This window comes from Streptomyces sp. NBC_00569 (assembly GCF_036345255.1).
Taxonomy (GTDB): domain Bacteria; phylum Actinomycetota; class Actinomycetes; order Streptomycetales; family Streptomycetaceae; genus Streptomyces.
Window position 1 is genome coordinate 3,671,532 of sequence record NZ_CP107783.1, and the last position, 19,653, is coordinate 3,691,184.

General features: G+C 72.1%; 15 protein-coding genes. 6 read left to right on the forward strand and 9 right to left on the reverse strand.

From position 1 onward, the window contains the following. Positions 1-11: 11 nt before the first annotated feature. Positions 12-962, reverse strand: coding sequence for a 2-hydroxyacid dehydrogenase (locus OHO83_RS16380; RefSeq protein ID WP_266674460.1), 951 nt, complete (start codon positions 960-962; stop codon positions 12-14). A 98-nt stretch (positions 963-1,060) separates the two neighbouring features. Here OHO83_RS16380 and OHO83_RS16385 point away from each other — a divergent pair, with 98 nt between their 5' ends. Together OHO83_RS16385 and OHO83_RS16390 are read left to right on the forward strand one after the other, a co-directional pair. After that, positions 1,061-2,059: an aldo/keto reductase gene (locus tag OHO83_RS16385; RefSeq protein WP_266676653.1), complete on the forward strand. Its 999-nt coding sequence runs from the start codon at positions 1,061-1,063 to the stop codon at positions 2,057-2,059. A gap of 237 nt (positions 2,060-2,296) precedes the next feature. Beyond that, positions 2,297-3,490: a PQQ-dependent sugar dehydrogenase gene (locus tag OHO83_RS16390; RefSeq protein WP_330280783.1), complete on the forward strand. Its 1,194-nt coding sequence runs from the start codon at positions 2,297-2,299 to the stop codon at positions 3,488-3,490. A 38-nt stretch (positions 3,491-3,528) separates the two neighbouring features. Here the strand turns inward: OHO83_RS16390 and OHO83_RS16395 are convergent, their stop codons facing one another. The 4 genes from OHO83_RS16395 to OHO83_RS16410 all read right to left on the reverse strand — a co-directional run bounded on the left by OHO83_RS16395 (position 3,529) and on the right by OHO83_RS16410 (position 8,130). Further along, positions 3,529-3,810, reverse strand: a complete 282-nt coding sequence (locus tag OHO83_RS16395) for a DUF6191 domain-containing protein (RefSeq protein WP_266676651.1) — start codon at positions 3,808-3,810, stop codon at positions 3,529-3,531. A gap of 95 nt (positions 3,811-3,905) precedes the next feature. After that, complete coding sequence (locus OHO83_RS16400) at positions 3,906-6,965, reverse strand: helix-turn-helix transcriptional regulator (RefSeq protein ID WP_266674456.1); 3,060 nt, start codon at positions 6,963-6,965, stop codon at positions 3,906-3,908. 158 nt (positions 6,966-7,123) lie between these two features. Next, positions 7,124-7,321, reverse strand: a complete 198-nt coding sequence (locus OHO83_RS16405) for a hypothetical protein (protein WP_266674454.1) — start codon at positions 7,319-7,321, stop codon at positions 7,124-7,126. 206 nt (positions 7,322-7,527) lie between these two features. Further along, positions 7,528-8,130 carry a hypothetical protein gene (locus OHO83_RS16410; protein WP_266674452.1) on the reverse strand — a complete coding sequence of 201 codons (603 nt, stop codon included), beginning with the start codon at positions 8,128-8,130 and terminating at the stop codon, positions 7,528-7,530. 140 nt (positions 8,131-8,270) lie between these two features. On the opposite strand from OHO83_RS16410, the gene OHO83_RS16415 reads away from it, so the two are divergent. From OHO83_RS16415 to OHO83_RS16425, 3 genes are read left to right on the forward strand one after another with little or no spacing between them, the layout of a single operon-like run. Then, the gene (locus OHO83_RS16415) at positions 8,271-10,703 is read left to right on the forward strand and encodes an FHA domain-containing protein (protein WP_266674450.1); all 2,433 of its coding nucleotides are present in this window, start codon (positions 8,271-8,273) and stop codon (positions 10,701-10,703) included. Between the two features lie 13 nt (positions 10,704-10,716). Beyond that, positions 10,717-11,505 carry a hypothetical protein gene (locus OHO83_RS16420; protein WP_266674448.1) on the forward strand — a complete coding sequence of 263 codons (789 nt, stop codon included), beginning with the start codon at positions 10,717-10,719 and terminating at the stop codon, positions 11,503-11,505. Next, entirely contained in the window at positions 11,505-12,506 is a 1,002-nt protein-coding gene (locus tag OHO83_RS16425) for a serine/threonine-protein kinase (RefSeq protein WP_266674446.1), read from the forward strand. The genes OHO83_RS16420 and OHO83_RS16425 overlap by 1 nt, the downstream gene beginning before the upstream one ends. Positions 12,507-12,565: 59 nt before the next feature. On the opposite strand, the gene OHO83_RS16430 is transcribed toward OHO83_RS16425, so the two are convergent. Then, positions 12,566-13,861 carry a streptophobe family protein gene (locus OHO83_RS16430; RefSeq protein WP_266674444.1) on the reverse strand — a complete coding sequence of 432 codons (1,296 nt, stop codon included), beginning with the start codon at positions 13,859-13,861 and terminating at the stop codon, positions 12,566-12,568. A gap of 504 nt (positions 13,862-14,365) precedes the next feature. Here OHO83_RS16430 and OHO83_RS16435 point away from each other — a divergent pair. Beyond that, the gene (locus OHO83_RS16435) at positions 14,366-15,331 is read left to right on the forward strand and encodes a DUF6777 domain-containing protein (protein WP_266674442.1); all 966 of its coding nucleotides are present in this window, start codon (positions 14,366-14,368) and stop codon (positions 15,329-15,331) included. Positions 15,332-15,374: 43 nt separating this feature from the next. On the opposite strand, the gene OHO83_RS16440 is transcribed toward OHO83_RS16435, so the two are convergent. The 3 genes from OHO83_RS16440 to OHO83_RS16450 all read right to left on the reverse strand — a co-directional run bounded on the left by OHO83_RS16440 (position 15,375) and on the right by OHO83_RS16450 (position 19,607). Continuing rightward, on the reverse strand, positions 15,375-15,923 hold the full coding sequence (locus tag OHO83_RS16440; RefSeq protein WP_266674440.1) for a GNAT family N-acetyltransferase: 549 nt from the start codon (positions 15,921-15,923) through the stop codon (positions 15,375-15,377). Next, positions 15,901-18,174 (reverse strand): MMPL family transporter, encoded by a 2,274-nt coding sequence (locus OHO83_RS16445; protein WP_266674438.1) that lies wholly within the window; start codon positions 18,172-18,174, stop codon positions 15,901-15,903. The genes OHO83_RS16440 and OHO83_RS16445 overlap by 23 nt, the downstream gene beginning before the upstream one ends. Positions 18,175-18,353: 179 nt before the next feature. After that, positions 18,354-19,607 (reverse strand): SLC13 family permease, encoded by a 1,254-nt coding sequence (locus tag OHO83_RS16450; RefSeq protein WP_266674437.1) that lies wholly within the window; start codon positions 19,605-19,607, stop codon positions 18,354-18,356. Positions 19,608-19,653 lie beyond the last annotated feature (46 nt).

A 19,653-nucleotide genomic window follows, 5' to 3' on the forward strand; every position in this document is an offset into this window, starting at 1 on the left:
GGAACCCGCCCTCAGTCCGTCGTCAGGACGACGTTCTCGAGCGGTTCTCCCGCCGCGAACCGGGTCAGCTGCGCGGCGAGCAGGCGCTTGGCCCGCGGCCAGAAGGCGGATGTGGAGCCGCCGACGTGCGGGCTGACGAGCACTCCCGGAGCGTGCCACAACGGGTGCCCCTGGGGCAGGGGTTCGGGATCGGTGACGTCGAGAGCGGCGGTGATCCGGCCGCTCTCCAGTTCGACCAGGAGCGCCTCGGTGTCGACGACGGGCCCGCGCGCGACGTTCACGAGGAGGGCGCCGTCCTTGAGTCGTGCCAGGAAGGCTGCGTTCGCGAGACCTCGCGTCGCCTCGTTGAGCGGCGTCGAAAGGATCACCACGTCCGCGTCGGGGAGCAGCGCCGGCAGTTCGGTGAGCGGGTGCACGGGGCCGCGTGCGGTCGTGCGGGCGGAGCGCGCGACGCGCACCACCCGCGCGCACTCGAAGGGAGCGAGCCGGTCCTCGATGGCGGAGCCGATCGACCCGTACCCGATGATCAGTACGTTCTTGTCGGCGAGCGCCGGATAGAAGCCGGAGCGCCACTCCTCGCCCTCCTGTCCCCGCACGAACCCGGGGATGCCCCTCAGGGACGCCAGGATCAGGGCGAGGGTGAGCTCGGCGGTGCTCGCCTCGTGCACGCCGCGCGCGTTGCACAGCTGCACGCCCGAGGGGAGCGACTTGAGGCCTCCCTGTACATGGTCGACGCCGGCGGAGAGCGTCTGCACGGCCCGTACGGACGTCATCTGCGCCATGGGGCGTACGCCGACATCCGCGCCCTTCATGTAGGGGACCACGTAGAAGGCGCAGTCGGCCGGGTCGGCGGGAAAGTCGGGGCCGCCGTCCCAGAAGCGGTAGTTGAGCCCCTCGGGAAGCCCGGGGACCTCGTCTGCACGGAACGGGAGCCAAACGTCGGCGGATACCTCAGCACTCATGGTCAGGAGGCTAATGGGAGGTGGGCTGTGCGCGGCGGGCCGGGTCCCAGAGGTTAGTTTGGGTGCCTCTCGAACACGCAGAGGGAGGCTACTTCCAGGTGGAGCGCAGGACGATCGGGGCGGCAGCGCTCGAGGTGGGCGCGATCGGGCTCGGGTGCATGCCGATGAGCTGGGCCTATACCGGCTCGCGGCAGCGGGGGGACGAGTCCGTACGCACTGTGCACGCCGCGCTGGACCGGGGGTCGACCCTGCTGGACACGGCGGACATGTACGGGCCGTTCACGAACGAGCTCCTGCTCGGACGGGTCCTGAAGGAGCGCCGGGGCGACGCCTTCGTGTCGACCAAGTGCGGGCTGCTCGTCGGGGAGCAGCACATCGTCGCCAACGGCCGGCCCGGGTATGTGAAGCGGGCCTGCGACGCGTCCCTGCGGCGGCTCCAGACCGACACGATCGATCTGTACCAGCTGCACCGGGCCGACCCCGAGGTGCCCGTCGAGGAGACGTGGGGCGCCATGGCGGAGCTGGTGGGCGCGGGAAAGGTGCGGGCGCTCGGGCTGTGCGCGGTGGGGGCACGGGCGACACGGCGGAGCAGGGCCGGGCTGCATGCGGGAACGATCCGGCAGCTGGAGCGGGTGCAGCAGGTGTTCCCGGTGAGCGCGGTGGAGGCCGAGCTCTCGGTGTGGTCGCCGGAGGCGCTGGAGACACTGCTGCCGTGGTGCGAGGCGCGGGGCGTGGGGTTCCTCGCGGCGATGCCGCTGGGCAACGGCTTCCTCACGGGCACGCTGACGCCGGGGCAGGGCTTCGAACCGGACGATCTGCGGGCCCGGCATCCCCGGTTCACCGCGGAGATGATGGCGGCCAACCAGCCGATCGTGGCGGGCCTGCGCCGGATCGCCGCGCGGCACGGGGAAGCGGTCACTCCCGCGCAGGTGGCGCTGGCGTGGGTGCTGAGCCGCGGGCGGCACGTGGTCCCGGTACCGGGTGCCAAGCGGGATCGGTGGGCGGCGGAGAACGCTGCGGCCGCGGAGCTGCGGCTCACGGACCGTGATCTGGCGGAGATCGGGGAGCTGCCGCGGGCTCGGGGGTCCTGGGACTGAGGGGGAGCTCTGGGGACGGGGCTCTGGGGCTGGGGGGAGAAGTTCTGGAGGCTGAGGGGGAGGACGGGCTTTGGCGGCTGGGGGAGCTTCGACGGCTGGGCCGTGAGAGTGGCGGGCGGGCTCGAGTTGCTCCGAACGCGTCGGGGTTGATCGGGAACCTGCGGGGTGGCTGCGGTGTATGAACAGTAGAACCGCAGCGCAGAAGAGCAGCCCCGTCCGCAGCGTCGAGAGGATCCGATCGTGCAACGTCCCGGTGTGCAGCCCGTGTTGGCCGTGTTGGCCTGCGCCTCGATCCTGTTCACGGCGGGGTGTTCCTCGGGTGGCGGCGGTCCGTCGGACAGCCGGCGCAGCGCCTCCCCCGGCTCGTCCGAACCAGGAACGTCCGCTTCCGGGAACTCGGGGGGCGACACCGGTCCGGTGAAGGGTTCGGTGAAGGTGGTGCGCACGGTCGCCGAGGGCCTGAATTCCCCCTGGGGTCTGGCTCCGCTGCCGGGCGGCGGCCTGCTGGTGTCCTCGCGGGACAAGGCGACGATCACGCGGGTCGACACGAAGACGGGCAAGAAGACCGAGGTCGGCACGGTGCCCGGGGTGGTCCCTGGCGGCGAGGGCGGACTGCTCGGCCTGGCCCTCTCCCCGTCGTTCGCCTCCGACCACTGGCTCTACGCGTACTTCACCGCGAAGTCGGACAACCGCATCGTGCGGATGCGGTACGACGCGAAGAAGCCGCCGGGTGACCAGCTGGGCGCGCCCGAGACGGTGTTCAAGGGCATCCCGAAGGGCACGAACCACAACGGCGGGCGCATCGCGTTCGGCCCGGACAAGCTGCTCTACGCGGGCACGGGCGAGACGTACGTGAAGAAGTACGCGCAGGACAAGAAGTCCCCGGGCGGCAAGATCCTCCGGATGACCCCGGACGGCAGACCGGCGCCCGGAAATCCCTTCGGCGACTCCGTGGTCTATACGTACGGTCACCGCAATGTGCAGGGGCTCGCCTGGGACAAGGACAAGCATCTGTGGGCCTCGGAGTTCGGCCAGGACACGTGGGACGAGCTCAACCTGATCGTGCCGGGTGACAACTACGGCTGGCCCGACGTGGAGGGCAAGAGCGGCAAGTCCGGCTTCCACGATCCGGTGGCCGTGTGGCACACGTCCGAGGCGTCACCGAGCGGCATCGCCTACGCGGAGGGCTCGATCTGGATGGCGGGCCTGAGAGGCGAGCGGCTGTGGCGGATCCCCCTGAAGGGGACGGGGGTGGCGGCCGAGCCCCAGGCCTTCCTCATCGACAAGGCGACCGAGGAGGGCACGTACGGAAGGTTGCGCACGGTGGTCGCCGCGGGCCGGAACAAGCTGTGGCTGACGACGAGCAACACGGACTCGAGAGGCACGCCCCGGAAGGGCGACGACCGGATCCTGGAGCTGGAGGTGTCCTGAAGGGCGGCCCCGGTCCCGGGCGGGAGCGGAACCAGGGCTCAGGTCTCGCCGTCGGAGGGGGCGGGGACGGCGAGGTCGTGCGCGTCCGCCTCCGGGGTCTGCTCCCCCGGCTCCGCCTCGTCCGCCGGATCCATCGGGTCCGTCGGGTCCGTCGGGCCAGGTGCGGCCTGGGCGGGGACACGGACCACCACCTTGCCGGAGGTGAGGTCTATGGGACCGCGCCCCGGGTCGCCGTCGTTGAGGTCCACGCGGGTCAGCTCCAGGCGTTTGCGCTCCTCGTCGGTGTGCTTGCGGCCGGGTGAGAACAGCTCCTCGAACATGTTGAACACGGCGCCTCCGGGTGGCCGAGATCTCAGTCCAGCGTACGACAGCGCGAAATTTCACCCTGCGTGACGATCCCGTGCGGGCCCGGGGCTCAGCCCGTCGGCGCGAACAGTCTCAGGCGGTGGGCCAGAGCGGCTGCCTCGCCGCGGCCGGCGACGCCCAGCTTGGCGAGGATGTTGGAGACGTGGACGCTCGCCGTCTTCGGGGAGATGAAGAGCTCCTCGGCGATCTGGCGGTTGCTGCGTCCGGCGGAGACGAGGCGCAGGACGTCGCGTTCGCGGCTGGTCAGGCCGAGTTCCTCGGCGGGGTCGGCAGGGGTCTGAGGGCGTGGCGCGGCGGGGTTCAGGGTGAGGCGGGCGCGCTGGGCGAGGAGGGCGACCGCTTCGGTGAGCGGGCGCGCTCCGATGTGTTCGGCGACGGCTCCGGCGAGCCGCAGCAGTTCCGTGGCCCGCTCCCTCTCGTCCTCGAACGCGGAGGCTGCCGCGAGAAGGGATTCCGCCGTGCGGAAGCGGACGCGGGCGAGGTCGTGGGGGCGGTCGAGCGACTCGAAGGTGGTGAGGGGATGGGACCAGTCGTCAGGGGTGTCGCGGCCTTCGGCGCGCAGGAGTTCGGCGCGGACCCACTGTTCGTGGGCGAGCCACACGGGCATGGGTGTGGCCAGGCGCTTGGCGGCGGTGCGGATCCGGTCGACAGCTCCGGCGCGGCCGGGCTCCGCGGTCGGCAGGCCCCGCGCGTCCGCCTCGGCGACGGCGGCGGCGACGAGGAGCGGCCAGGCATAGCGCTGGTTGCTCGGCGGGATGCCCTCGGCGACGACGCGGGCGAGTTCGGCGCGGGCGTCGAGGAGTCCCTGGGTGCCGCCGGCCGCGGCCGCGATGCCTACGGCGAGGGCGGACAGGGGCAGCGCGTACTGGGGCATGGTGTCGTGGGTGCCGTAGGTGGCTCGGGCCGCGGTGAGCTGGGCGGCCGCCTCGACATGGTCGCCGCGTCCGAGGGCGACGGTCGCGCGGCGGAGGGCGACTGTGCCGCGGGGCTTGGCGCTCAGGGCGGAGGACCGCAGCGCCGTGTCGACGACGGCGTCGGCCTCGGTCCAGCGGCCCAGGGAGGTGAGGGACTCGGCCATGTTGGTCAGGACCCAGCCCTCCGAGTCGAGGAGCCCGTACCGGCGGCACAGGTCCATGCCCGACTCGGCGACGGTCACGGACTCGAGGGAGCGGCCCGCGCTCTCCAGAGCGGAGGCGAGGTTGATGTGGACGCGGCCGACCTGCGGGACGAGGCCGATCTCGACGACCCGGTCGCGGACGGCGTACATCTCGGCCAGGCCGCGGTCGGCCTCCCCCGCGTCGACGAGGAGGCTGCCGAGGGTGAGTCTCGCGTTCAGTTCGATGTCCTCGGCCTTGACCATGCGGGCGTATTCGACGGCCCGTTCGGCGGCGGCCAGGGTCTCCTCGCCGGGGTTGTGGAGCATGCCCCAGGAGGCGACGTTGGTGAGGACCTCGGCGTGCACCTCGGACGGCGGCAGTCCGCGTACGAGTTCCTGGGCGGTGGCGATCTCGGCCCAGCCGTCGCCGCGGCCGAGGGACGGCACGAGGCGGGAGCGCTGGATCCAGAACCAGGCAGCGCGCAGGGGGTCCTTCTCGTCGTCGGCGTCGTCGATGAGGCGCAGGGCACGCTTGGTGATCTTGAGGGAGCGTTCGCGTTCGCCGCACAGCCGGCCGGCGACGGCGGCCTCGGCCATCAGGTCGAGATAGCGCAGGGGGGTGGTGGCGGGGTCGCAGCCGCAGGGCGGGTAGACCTCGGTGTAGTCGACCGGGCGCAGCTCGGCGCGGATGTCCTCGGGGGTCTCGTCCCAGAGGTTCATCGCCCGTTCCAGGAGCCGCAGTTGTTCGGAGTAGGCGTGCCGGCGGCGGGCCTCGACGGATGCGTCGAGTACGGCGGGCAGGGCCTTGGCCGGGTCGTGGGCGTGGTACCAGTAGCTCGCGAGGCGCGTGACGCGTTCGTCGGCGCGGACGAGCGAGGGGTCGGCCTCGAGCGCCTCGGCGTAGCGGCGGCTGAGGCGGGAGCGTTCGCCGGGCAGGAGGTCGTCGCCGACGGCCTCGCGGACCAGGGAGTGGCGGAAGCGGTAGCCGTCCCCGTCGGGGGTGGCGAGCAGGATGTTGGCGCCGACGGCGGCGCGCAGGGCCTCGATCAGTTCGTCCTCGCCGAGCCGGGCTACGGCGGCGAGCAGCGCGTACTCGACGGTCGAGCCGCCCTCGGCGACGATCCTGGCCACGCGCTGGGCATCGTCGGGAAGGCTCTCGACGCGGACGAGGAGCACGTCGCGCAGCGTCTCGGACAGGCCGGTGCAGCAGCCCTCGCTGGTGGCGACGGCCAGTTCCTCGACGAAGAACGCGTTGCCGTCGGAGCGCTCGAAGATGTCGTCGACCTGGGCCTGTTCGGGTTCGGCGGCGAAGATCCCGGCGACCTGGCGGGCCACCTCGTCGCGGCTGAAGCGGTCGAGTTCCAGGCGGGTGACGGTGCGCAGACGGTCGAGTTCGGCGAGGAGCGGGCGCAGGGGGTGGCGGCGGTGGACGTCGTCGGCGCGGTACGTGGCCACGATGACGAGGCGGCCGCTGCGCAGCGTACGGAAGAGGTACGAGAGGAGGTGGCGGGTGGAGGCGTCGGCCCAGTGGAGGTCTTCCAGGACGACGAGGACGGTGCGATCCGCGGCGACACGTTCCAGGAGACGGGCCGTCAGCTCGAAGAGCCGGGCCATGCTCTCCTCGCCGTGGCGTCCGTCGCGTCCGGCCGGCGCCAGGGAGAGTTCGGGCAGGAGCCGTGCGAGCTCGGTCTCCTGTCCGGCGGCCGCCGCGACGAACTCCTCGGGCAGCAGTCGGCGCAGGGCGCGCAGAGCCGTCGAGAAGGGGGCGAACGGAAGCCCGTCCGCACCGATCTCGACGCACCCGCCGAGCGCGACGACGGCGCCCTCCCGTCGCGCGGCGAGCGCGAACTCCTCGACGAGACGGGTCTTTCCGACCCCCGCCTCCCCGCCGAGCAGCATGGCCTGCGGCTCCCCCGTGGTGGCACGGGCGAGCGCCTTGTTGAGTACGCCCAGTTCGCCGGCGCGGCCGACGAACACCGGGCTGACGCACCTGGTCTCCACAGGGGCGAGCATCGCACAGGGGTCCGACGCAGCGGCACCCGTTATCGCCGAGGGCAGAGTCGGGCGCCGGTCAGTGACCTCGATATGCCGGTCGCCTGCGTTGAAGTCGGGGCTGAAGTGGAAAGGGAGGACCACACGCGTGTGGTCCTCCCCCGGCTCCGCCTTCATCGTCAGGCCGCGCGTGCGAAACGCGAGCGGCCTGAGCGCGGACTGTTCACCCGACCCTCCGCGTCCTGGCCGGCAGAGGCGGCGCGGCGCTCCGCGCGCCGGCTGCGCCGGGCTTCACGGGCCTCGCGGACCAGGCGGCTGTGCTCGGCCCGGTGGATCAGTTCGGCGGCGCGGACCTGGTGGATCTCGTACTCGTACATCTGGTGCTCCCTGGTGGCGAGTGGGTTTCGGCTTCGCTTTCTGCGATGCCTCAACACTCGTCTCCCAGGGGGGTCCGCCACATCGGGAGAGTGCCGCATGTTGCGGGTACGGGGTGCCTTAGACGTACCTCAGAGAACCTCAGACCGGGCTGAGGTACCCCCGACCCGGTCTGAGGCACCCCCGACGCACGTCTCAGGAAGCGGGGTCAGGAAGAGGTCGAGGGAAGCGACATGAGGATGTCGGTGTACTTCGCCACGGCGAGAAGCAGACCGAGGATGCCGAGGGAGACACCCGCCCAGGCGACCGACTTGATCCACACGGCCTGCGGCCTGCCCGGGGCGCCGAACGCGGGCCGGGCCAGGACGACCGCGCCGACGATCAGCGCGAGGAGCGCGAAGAGGCCGCCGACCAGGGCGGTGGCGTGCCACGAGTCGCCGTAGACCTCGGAGACCTGCTTGGCGACGCTCGCGCTCTGCGAGGTCTGGAGCTGGCCGATCAGGGACTCGCGGGCCGAGGCGACGGTCGCGACCCAGCTGCCGCTGAGGGCGACGACGCCCAGTGCCGCGGAGACGACGGCGCCGGCGCCCTGCCCCGCACCGGAGGAGTCCTCCACGGGCGCGGCGGTCGCGAACGGTTCGTCGTCGAGGTCAGCGTCCGCATCCGTGCCCACGGGGGTGTCGGCGGCGTCGGTACCTTCGGCCTCCTTGGTGACCTCGCTGACCTCAGGAGTCTCGGCGGCGGCCTCGGCGGCCTCGGCGGTGGTGGACTCAGGGGTCTCGGTCGTCTCGTCATCAGTCTTCGTAACCATGCCCCGCACCGTACGGACGGAGTCTGAGAGCTCTCTTAACGAGCTGAGTCCGGGCTGAGACCGGCCTGTGCCGGGCCTGTGTACGGCCGGGGCACTTGTCCGATCAGGCGCACACCAGCACACGTCGATAGAATTCGGACATGGCAGAGCGGCCCGTCGCGTCGACTGCGCCCGAGCTTGTGCTCGAAACCGATGCCGGACCCACGGTGATGAGCCCGAGCAGGGACTACCACGTCGGTCGCGACCCCATGAGTGACATCGTCATCGACGACGCCCGCGTCTCATGGCACCACGCGGTGCTCCGGCCCGTCGACGACCACTGGTCTCTGGAGGACGAGGACAGTACGAACGGCACGTACACCGGGGGCCGGCGCATCCACGAGTCCGGGGTGGGGCCGGGGACGGTCATCAGGTTCGGTCACCCCGCGGACGGACCGCGCGCCGTGCTGGTCGGCCATGAGCCACCGCCGCCGCCCAGGCCCATGACGCATCACCTGTCGGATCAGATACCGGACCGCATTCCTGATCACGTACTTGATCAGGTGTCAGCGACACGCCGCGCCCCGGAACGGCCTTCATCCGTCTCCATGCCCGGCGCGACCGGCACGTTCCGGCAGCCGACGACCGTGCGGCCGCTGCCCGCCCGGACCGTGCACCTCGGCCGCAGCGCCGACAACGACCTCGTGGTCGACGACCTGACCGTCTCCCGCCGTCACGCCGAGCTGCGGGCGCGGCCCGACGGCACGTACGAGATCGTCGACCTCGGCTCGCACAACGGCACCTACCTCAACGGCACACCGGTCTCCCGCGCCCGGGTCTCGCCCGGGGACATCGTGGGCATCGGCCACTCCGCGTTCTGCCTGGTCGGCGACACGCTGCAGGAGTTCGTCGACACCGGTGAGGTCTCGCTCGACGTCCAAGGCCTGGCGGTCACCGTGGACCGGGGCCGCAAGACGCTCCTCGATCACGTCTCGTTCCCGGTCGGCGAGAAGTGCCTGCTCGCCGTCGTGGGCCCGAGCGGCGCGGGCAAGTCCACGCTGCTCAACGCGCTGACCGGGCTGCGCCCCGCCGACCAGGGCTCGGTCCTGTACGACGGCCGCGACCTGTACCGCGACTACGCCGAACTGCGCCAGCGCATCGGCCTGGTGCCGCAGGACGACATCCTGCACTCGCAGTTGACCGTGCGCCGGGCCCTCGGCTACGCGGCCGAACTCCGCTTCCCGCAGGACACCGAGAAGTCGGAACGGCGCGACCGCGTCGACGAGGTCGTCCGCGAGCTGGGCCTCGAACAGCGGGCGACGCAGCCGATCCACAGCCTCTCCGGCGGCCAGCGCAAGCGCGTCAGCGTCGCCCTCGAACTGCTCACCAAGCCGTCACTGCTCTTCCTCGACGAGCCGACGTCCGGGCTCGACCCGGGCATGGACCGCTCGGTGATGCACATGCTGCGCGGCCTCGCCGACGACGGGCGGACCGTCATCGTCGTCACGCACAGCGTCCTCAGCCTGGAGGTGTGCGACCGGCTGCTGGTCCTCGCCCCTGGAGGGAAGATCGCGTTCTACGGCCCGCCGGGGGACGCGCTCGGGTTCTTCGGCTTCGAGGAGTGGCCGGAGGCGTTCGAGGCCTTCGAGAACGACCGCGACCGCGGCTGGGCGGAGGACTACAACACGTCCCTGTTCCACCGTCAGTACATCGTGAACTCCACGGCACAGCCCCGGCTGCCGGCCACCCCCGTGAAGGAGGTGGCCCCGCCGCCGAGGACACGGAGCTGGGGCGCGCAGCTGCGGACGCTCGTACGCCGGTACGCGGCCGCGCTGAGCGCCGACCGGACCTTCCTCGCCATCATGATCGCGCTGCCGTTCGTCATGGGCGCGATGGTGCGTGCGCTGGCCGGCAGCCGTCTCACCCAGGAGTCGGCGATGAACGCGCTGCTCCTCCTGTGTGTGGGCGGTGTGCTCACGGGCGCCGCCAACGCCGTGCGCGAGCTGGTGAAGGAACGGGTGATCTACCAGCGGGAACGTGCCGTCGGGCTGTCCAGATCCGCGTATCTGATGTCCAAGGTCGTCGTCCTCGGCACGATCACGGTGCTTCAGGCCATCGTGCTCACGCTCGTCGGGCTCGTCGGTGTCGACCTCAACGCGCCCGGTGGCAAGGGGGTGTTGATGCCTCCGCTGATGGAGATCACGCTGACGGTGGCACTCCTGTCGTTCACGGCGATGATGCTCGGTCTGCTCGTGTCCGCGCTCGTGCGCAAGGAGGAGGTCACCATGCCTCTCCTGGTGCTCCTCGCGATCATCCAGGTCGTGTTCTGCGGTGCGCTGCTCCAACTGCACGGGGTGCCCGGAATCGAGCAGTTGTCGTGGCTGGTTCCGTCGAGGTGGGCGCTGGCCGCGATGGCGGGCACGGTCGGGCTGTCCCGGATCGTGCCGGGGAAGCTGACGAGCGACCCCCTGTTCGAGCACGCCACCGGGGTGTGGCTGCTCAACATGGGGATGCTGGTCGTGCTCTCGGTCGTCTTCGGATTCGCCGTCGCGCGCCTGCTGCGCCGGCACGAGCCCGCCATCATGCGGAAGTAGCGGAGAGGCGCCCATGGCGACACCGGAGTTCCGCCCCACCCATGTCGTGCCTCCGGACGGGATGCCCGCCTGGGAGGAGCCGGACGTGTCCCGGCCCACGCAGCCGCTCGACCCGCTGCTCCCCGTCGAGCTGGTCGACCGGCGCGCGGACTGGGGCCGGATCGTGTGCGCCAACGGCTGGTCGGCGTGGGTCGACGGCCGCCTGCTCGTCGCCGTGCCGCGCGACCCGCCCCAGGCCGGAAAGCCCATGGCCCGCACGGCGGATCCGCGCCCGCTGATGGCACGCGTCGAGGAGGCCGCGGGCCAGTACCGGCGGGCCGCGCTGGAACTGGCCGAGCAGCGCATCGACGGGGAGACGTTCCGGCGCCGCACGCAGGGGCTGCGCGTGGGGATGGTCGTCGACGGCGAGGCGGTGTGGCTGTACGACGCCGAGCACGAGCGGTGGGTGTACAGCGACGGCACTCAGCTGAGTACGTACGCGGCGGGGGCGGGACCGGGACGGCCGAGCGCGGCGACACCGGCTCCCGCGGCCGGGCCTGCACCTGCCGCGGCCCCGGAACCCACCCGCGTCGTGGACCCGGAGGAGGTCGCCTACGCGGGCCCGGAGGAGGTCGCCGACGCGGGCGCGGACGGGACGGCCCCCGGTCCGGACGAGAACGCCGATGAGGGACGGCCCGCCCCCGAGCCGACACGCATCGTGGACCCGGAAGAGATGAGCGGATACCCGACCGCGGAGCGCGGCGCCGAGGAGCCCTCTGCCCCCGCTCCCGTTCGGGACGGCCCCCGGCGCGGTGACCGGTGATGACGGACGATGCGCAGTTGCCCGTCGGCCGGCCGTCCGATCTGCTCGGGCGGCAGATCGCCGGGTACCGCGTGGAGAGCGAGATCGGCCGGGGCGGCATGGCGGTCGTCTACCGGGCCACGGACCTACGCCTCGACCGCACCGTCGCGCTCAAGCTGCTCGCCCCCGAACTCGTCCGCAACGACACCTTCCGTAAACGGTTCACGCACGAGTCGCGCGTCGCCGCCGCGATCGACCATCCGCACATCGTGCCGGTCTTCGAGGCCGGCGAGACCGAGGGCATCCTCTACATCGCCATGCGCTTCGTCGCGGGCCAGGACCTGCGCGCGCTCATCGACCGCCAGGGGCCGCTGCCCGCGGAGACGGCGGTACGGATCGCCGCGCAGGTCGCGTCCGCGCTCGACGCCGCCCACGACCACGACCTGGTGCACCGGGACGTGAAGCCCGGCAACATCCTGGTCGCCGCGGGAACGGACAGCGACCACCCCGAGCACGTCTACCTCACCGACTTCGGCCTGACGAAGAAGTCGCTGTCGCTGACGGGGTTCACGTCCGTGGGGCAGTTCGTCGGCACGCTCGACTATGTGGCGCCCGAGCAGATCTCCGGCCGCCCGGTCGACGGCCGGTGCGACGTCTACAGCCTCGCCTGCGTCGTCCAGGAGACCCTGACCGGCCTGCCGCCGTTCCAGCGCGACGACGACATGGCGCTGCTGTGGGCCCACCAGTTCGACCCGCCGCCGCCCCTGACCGGGCTGCGCCCGGATCTCCCGGCGGCGATGAACGGCGTACTCGCCAAGGCGCTGGCGAAGAGCCCGGACGACCGCTACGACTCGTGCCTCCAGTTCGTGGCGGCCCTGCGCGCGGCGGTCCGTGGCGGCGCCCGGGACGACCATCCTCCGACGCAGGTGAACGGCCGGATCAGTACGTGGTCCCCCACGGCCGGGCCCCCGCCCGCACCCCCGCGATGGGCGCTGCCGGTCTTCACAGGCCTGGTGCGCTAGCCCCCAGCCCCGCCCCTGCTCCGATCCGGTCAGTTGCGAAACGGTCAGTCGCGAAACGGTCAGCTCCGGTCCGGCTTCGCCGTCTCCACCTCTCCACGCCGGTGGCGCCGGGACGCGAGCAGGCCGCCGAGGAACCCGGTGCCCAGGCCCCACAGGACCGCGAGGCCGAGGGCGCTCCACACGTTCGGTCGGAGCGACATCTCTCCGCCGAGCCTGCCGCCGAGATCGCCGAGGCCGAGGAGCGACAGGCCGTAGTACGCGGAGACCCGGGCGAGAAGGCAGATGGCCAGCACGGTCAGGACGAGGGCCGCCGCCATGTGGAGGGCGTGCTGCCAGGCCCTCATCCGGGCGGGTGACCGCAGCGCCATGCCGAACGCGGCCGCCAGCGTCAGGATCGCGGCCACCGCGATCGACCACCAGACGCGGCCGTCCTGCGCGGCGAGCGTGCTGACGTCGACGGTGGAGATGTCGGGCGTGCGGAGCACGGCGTCGAGGATGTGCGGCACGGGCAGGCCGAACGGACCGTCGACCTTGCCTTCCCAGGACGCGCCGAGGCCGATGGTGTAGCCGAACCAGACGAGGTTGGGCAGGCCCAGGAGGATCACGGCGAACGTCTCGGAAGCGTGGCCGCGCGTCGCGGCGACGACGAGACCGATGACGACGCCCAGCACCACGTACACGAGCAGCAGCGCTGCCATCGCGTACGCGGCCGGGCGCACCGACTCCTGGAAGCGGACGAGGCGGGCGGGGAGCGGGGCGGCGCGTGACACGAGGACGGCGAGAATCATGACGCCCGCGAGCCACAGCAGGCCGAAGAGCAGCGTGAGGGGCAGGTTCGTCCGGAATCCGACCTTGGGTGGGCCGTCCAGGACGCCCTCGATGACGCCGCCGGTCGGGTCCGTGACGGGGATCTCGAAATCCTGCCTGGCCAGGAACGAGAGGACGACGATCGCCACCACCCACGGCACGGCCACCCGCCCGGCCCAGCCCAGGAGTTCGCCGCCGCTCGCGATGGCCCGGTGGCGCAGCGGCCGCAGGAAGCCCGCGGCGATCACCAGTGCTCCGGCGAGGGTGACGGAAAGGGGCAGGACCGAGATGTCGGCGTGTGTCTGGGCGAGTTCTCCGGCGTTTCCGGCCAGTTCGACGGAGCCGCCGGCCGCCATCACCACGACGGCGACGACCACTCGGGGGAAGGCGCTCCCGGGAAGCCCGGTGGCGCCCGCGGCCCACAGGCCGAGGGCGGCCGTGACCACCATGGCCACGAGCCCGGCGAGCACGGCGACGAGGGCCGCGGCCCAGCCGTGTTTCGCGCTGCGCCTGGCGCCGGTCCGGCCGTCGGATGCCTGTTCACTCACGGGGCCACGCTAGGCAGGCGCCGGGCGGTCCGCCCCTCGGGAGGGCCGACCGCGTCGCGTCGCGGGCCGTACGAGTTCGGCTTGCGGGCCGTACGAGTACGGAGCACACAATGTGGAGGTAACGGGATATAGGGGACTGGGCCGCCGGACCGCGAGGCGGGCCCTCCCTGTCCCGCCCCATGCCTCCTACGGTGAGAAGAAGCGCCCGTGAGTGACCGACCGACGGAGCCCGGCCGCCCCACCGGCCCCCCATCCGGCCCACTCTCGGGCCCGGCCCGGCCCGCGCCCGAACCTCCGTCGGCGCCCGGGCCCCCCTCAGCACCGCCGCCCGGCGAAGGCTCCGGCTCGGGCGCTGGTTCAGGCGCTGGTTCAGGCTCTGGCAGTACGGGCGGCGGCCCGGGCGGCACGCCACCCCCGGGCGACACCCCGCCCCCCGGTGGCACCCCGCCCCCGGACGGCCCACACCCCGGTCGCCCCTGGTGGCGCTTCACGCCCAGGAAGCTCGTGGCGCTCGGCGTCCTGATCGCCGCCGCGGTGGTCCTCACTGTCGTCCTCACCAACTTCGGCGGCGGTGGTGGAGGCGGCGGGACCGCGGCCGGCGACGAGCTCTTCCTCCAGAGCGCCAGCTCGTCCGGCCCCGACCCGTACACCGGGTCGAGCACCCGGAAGGGCGCCACCGCGACCACGCCGACCGCGCTGCCGAGCGCCTCGGGGACCGGCCCGTCGCAGAACGCCAACATCGTCCGGGGCGTCGAGGGCTCCGCCCCCGGTCTGTACGGCGGCACCCGCGACGTCTCCAGCTGCGACGTGGAGAAGCAGATCCGCGCGCTGGGCGCGGAGCCGGACAAGAACAAGGCGTTCGCCTCCGTCCTCGGTCTCGCCCCGTCCGGTGTCCCCGCCTATCTGCGGTCGCTGACCCCGGTCCAGCTCCGCCTCGACACCCGGGTCACGAACCACGGCTTCCGCGACGGCGCGGCGACGGCCTTCCAGTCCGTGCTCCAGTCCGGCACCGCCGTGCTCGTGAACGACCGCGGGGAGCCGCGCGTGCGCTGCTCGTGCGGGAACCCGCTGCTCGCCCCGGTGCCTCTGCGGGGGCCGGTGAAGCGTCAGGGCAAGGCCTGGTCGGCGTACAAGTCGTCGAACGTGGTGGTCGTGTCGCCTGCGCCGCAGCCGGTGGCCAGGTTCGTGATGTACGACCCGGAGACCGAGGGCTGGTTCACCCGAACCGCGGGCACCACCGGTGGCAGCGACCGCAGGACCACGCCGCGCACCCCTCCCGGGGCCTCCCCCTCGAACGCCTCGACCGCCCCGTCGTCCGGGACGCCGGAGTCGTCCTCGTCGTCCCCGTCGTCCCCGTCGTCCGAGGCGTCGCAGCCGCCGTCGTCCGAGGCACCCGGAGAATCGTCGGCCCCGCCGTCGAACGCGGAGTCCCCCGCCCCCGAGCCACCCGCCTCACAACCGGCGAGCTAGCACCGGCCCACGAGGTCACGGGCATCCGGAACGGCCCGGCGGATCAAAGCGCGCGCCACTCAGGCGCGAGCACCGACCACACCTCAAGGTCCTGCTTGACGCCCTTGTGCGTGCTGGCCTCGCGCAGAACGCCCTCCCGCTTCATGCCGAGTCGCCGCGCCACGTTCAGGCTGGGCCCGTTCTCGGAGGAGGCGACCCACTCCACCCGGTGGATGCCGCGTTCGAGGACCGCCCAGTCGATGAGGACGCGCGCACCGCGTGTGACGAGACCGCGCCCGGCCGCGGCGGGCTCGAGCCAGCAGCCGATCTCGCAGTTGCCGCCCTCCACGTCGAAGATCCGGAAGAGCAGGCCGCCGACGAGCGTCCCGTCCAGCCAGATCCCGTACAGGCTTCCGGTGTCGGCGGCGCGCTTGTCGGCGTAGGACCTGAGCAGATCACGGGCCGTGTCGACGTCCTTGATGTTCGAGCCGAACGAGATGTGCTGCCCGATGAACTCGCGGCCGCGCTCCAGATGGGTGAGGAACTGCTCGGCGTGCCACGGCTCAAGGGGCCGCAGTTCCGCGCCGTCGTCACCCAGGGAGATCGTGTACATCGCGCTTGTGCTCCTCGGCCTCGGCCTTCACCAGTGTGTCCAGCAGGGCGCCGTCCGCGGCCGGGTGCTGTCCAGGAATACTCGCATGCGGCTCGCGGCACTCGGGCGGCTCGATGCTGATGCGGGGCAGTCGGCGGTCGAGCCACTTCGGCAGCCACCAGTTGGCCCCGCCGAGCATGTGCATGAGGGCGGGCACCAGGAGCGTGCGCAGGACGAACGCGTCGAGGGCGACAGCGGCGGCCAGGGCGATGCCGAACATCGCGATGACGCGGTCACCGCTGAGGACGAAGGCCAGGAAGACCGAAATCATGATCACGGCCGCGGAGTTGATGACGCGGCTGGTCTCGGCGAGCCCGACGCGGACGGATCGCCGGTTGTCGCCGGTCTCCAGCCACTCCTCGTACATGCGGCTGACCAGGAACACCTGGTAGTCCATCGAGAGCCCGAACAGGACCGACACCATGATCACGGGGAGGAAGGGCTCGATCGGGCCCGCTCTGCCGAGGCCGAGCATCTCGCTGCCCCAGCCCCACTGGAAGATCGCGACGACGACGCCGAAGGCGGAGGCGACGGCCGCGACGTTCATCGCGGCGGCCTTGAGGGGAATGCCGATCGAGCGGAAGGCGAGGAGCAGCAGGACGCAGCCGAGTCCGATGACGACGCCCACGAAGAGCGGCAGTTTGCCGATGATGACGTCGGCGAAGTCGTCGTAGCTGGCGGTGACGCCGCCGAGCCGTACGTCGAGGGACGTGCCCTTCTCGGCCGCGGGGATGACGTCGGTGCGCAGCCGGTCGACGAGCTCGCTGGTCTTCTGGGACTGGGGCGCGGACTTCGGCACGACGGTCAGGAAGGCGGCGGTGCCGCTGTCGTTGTACGTCGCCGGGGTCACGGAGGAGACGCCATCGGCCGAGCCGATCATGGACTCCAGACGGCTCACGGCCACCTGGTCGCCGGCGCCGTCTATGGGGGTGACGAGGGTGAGCGGCCCGTTCACGCCGGGCCCGAATCCGTCGGCCAGAAGGTCGTAGGCCTGCCTGGTCGTGGACGCCGACGCGTTGTTTCCCTGGTCGGACGTGCCCAGGTGCAGGAAGAGCGTGGGCACCGAGAGCACCGTGATCACGCCGAGGGCGAGGCCGGCGAGGAGCCGGGGGTGGTGCTCCACGAAGGCGGCCCAGCGGGCGGCGACCCCGGTCGGCAGCTCGGGCTCGGGGCCGTGTGCGGCGAGTCTGCGCCGCTGGCGCCTGCTGAGCGCGCGCATGCCGATGAACGACAGGAGCGCGGGCAGCAGCGTGACGGACGCGGCGACGGTGAGCAGCACGGTCAGGGAGGCGGCGATCGCGACGCCGTTGAGGAAGCTGAGGCGCAGGATCAGCATGCCGAGGAGCGCGATGCAGACGGTGGCGCCGGCGAAGACGACCGCGCGCCCGGTGGTGGCGACGGCGCGCTCCGCCGCCTCGTCCACGGACAGGCCCTGCTTCAGGCCGCGCCGGTGCCGGGTCACGATGAACAGCGCGTAGTCGATGCCGACGCCGAGGCCGACGAGCATGCCGAGCATCGGGGCGAAGTCGGCGACGGTCATCACATGGCCGAGGAGCACGATGCCGGAGGCGGCGGTGCCCACGCTGACCAGGGCCGTGGCGATCGGCAGGGCGCTGGCCGCGAGGGAGCCGAAGGCGAGCAGGAGGACGACGGCCGCGACCACGACGCCGACGATCTCGGCGACATGCCCCTGGGCGGACTCGGTCAGGGCGACGGCGCTGCCGCCGAGTTCGACCCGCAGTCCGTCGGGGGCGTTGTTCTCGGCGGCCTTGGCGGTGTCGACGAGACGTTGCGCGTCGGCCTTGGCGATGTCGCCGGACTGCTGGTCGAAGGTGACCGTGGCGTAGGCGGTGCGTCCGTCGGCGCTTGTCTGGCCGGTGCCCTGCTGCTCGTACGGGCCGGTGACCGCGGCGATGCCGGGCAGGTGCTCGATCCTGTCGAGCGTGCGGGTCATGCGCTCTTTCACGTCGGCGGCGCGGACCATGCTGCCGTCCGTGTGCCAGACGACGGTGTCGCTGTCGCCGCCGAGGCCGGGGAATGCGTCGTCGAGGAGTTGCGTGGCGCGCCCCGACTCGGTGCCCGGTGCCTCGTAGTCGTTCGAATAGGAGGAGCCCCCGACGGCCGCTGCCGCGCTCGTGCCGCCGAGGGCGAGGAGCCACAGCAGGACGACTACGAGGCGGTGCCGTGCACACCATCGTGCGAGTGCTGCCACGGACGCGCTCCCAGGGTTGTGGATCTTCACCGGGAACGCCCGCAAAGACACATGAGCAATGGCAAGCCACTCTTACAGCAAGAAGTGATCCTTTGTCGCTTTCGTGGCCTTAGTCACAAGGGCGCGGGAGTTCGCGGTCACCTTCCGGTCCGGTGACGCGGCTCGCCTTCTGCGGCCCGTCAGCCGAGGAACTGAAGTCCCGCCCAGAGCGCCACCGTTGACACGACCAGGGTCGCCGGGACCGTGAGCACGCCGAGCCGGGTGAAGTCACCGAGCTCGGGATGCACGTCGTGGGCGTGGACGATGCGGCGCCACAGGAGCGTGGCGAGCGAGCCCACATACGTGAGGTTGGGGCCGAGGTTGACGCCGATGAGGACGGCGAGGACCGGCCCCGCACCCGCGGGCCCCGCCACGGGGAGCAGCGCGAGAACGGCCGGAAGGTTGTTGATCAGGTTGGAGAGCAGGGCCGCGACGCCGGCGACGGCGAGCAGCGCGGGAAGCGACGAGCCCTCGGGCAGCAGCCGGTCGATGCCGTCCCCGAGCCCGTTGTCGACGACCGCCTTGACCACGATCCCGAGCGCGAGGACGAAGAGGCAGAAGTACGGGTGCGCCGACTTCACCAGCGCGAGCGGGGTCGTGCGCCGCTGCCCCAGCGCCCGCACCGCGAGGACGGCCGTGCCGGCGATCGCCGCCCACAGCGGGTCGATCCCGGCGAACGAGGTGACCACGAAGCCCACGAGCGTCAGCGCGAGGACGGTGAGGGTGAACACCGGCAGGCCGGGCGGCTCCTCGGCGTCCGGCTCGTGGGCGGGCGCCGCCAGGTCGTCGGCGAAGTACCGCCGGAACACCACGTACTCGACGGCGATCGCGCCCAGCCACGGCAGGGCCATGAGCCCCGCGAACCGCGCGAAGGTGAGGCCGCTCGCGGTGAAGGCGAGGAGATTGGTGAGGTTCGAGACCGGCAGAAGCAGCGAGGCGGAGTTGGCGAGGTGGGCGCTCGCGTAGACGTGCGGGCGCGGCCTCGCGCCGATCCGGCGGGCGGTGGCGAGGACGACCGGCGTGAGCAGCACGACAGTGGCGTCCAGGCTCAGCACCGCGGTGATCACGGCGGCCGCGGCGAAGACCCCGCCGAGCATGCGGCGCGGACTGCCCTTGCAGGCCCGCGCGATGGCGTCGCCCGCGGCCTTGAACAGGCCCTCGTCGGCGCAGAGCTGAGCGAGCACCAGGACGGCGGCGAGGAACCCGACGACCGGGAGCAGGTCCTGTGTCTCGGCCCACGCGTGCGCGGGCGACACGGCGCCGACGGCCACGACGATCGCCGCCGCGGGCACGGCGACGACGGCCTCCGGCAGCTGCCGGGGACGGACCACGGCGAAGCCGAGGATGAGCAGGAGGAGGGTGACGGAGAGGAGTTCGGCGGGGATGGTGCTCAACGTGCGACTCCAGAATTCGTGCTCCCCCTGCCCCCTTTCCGAAGTC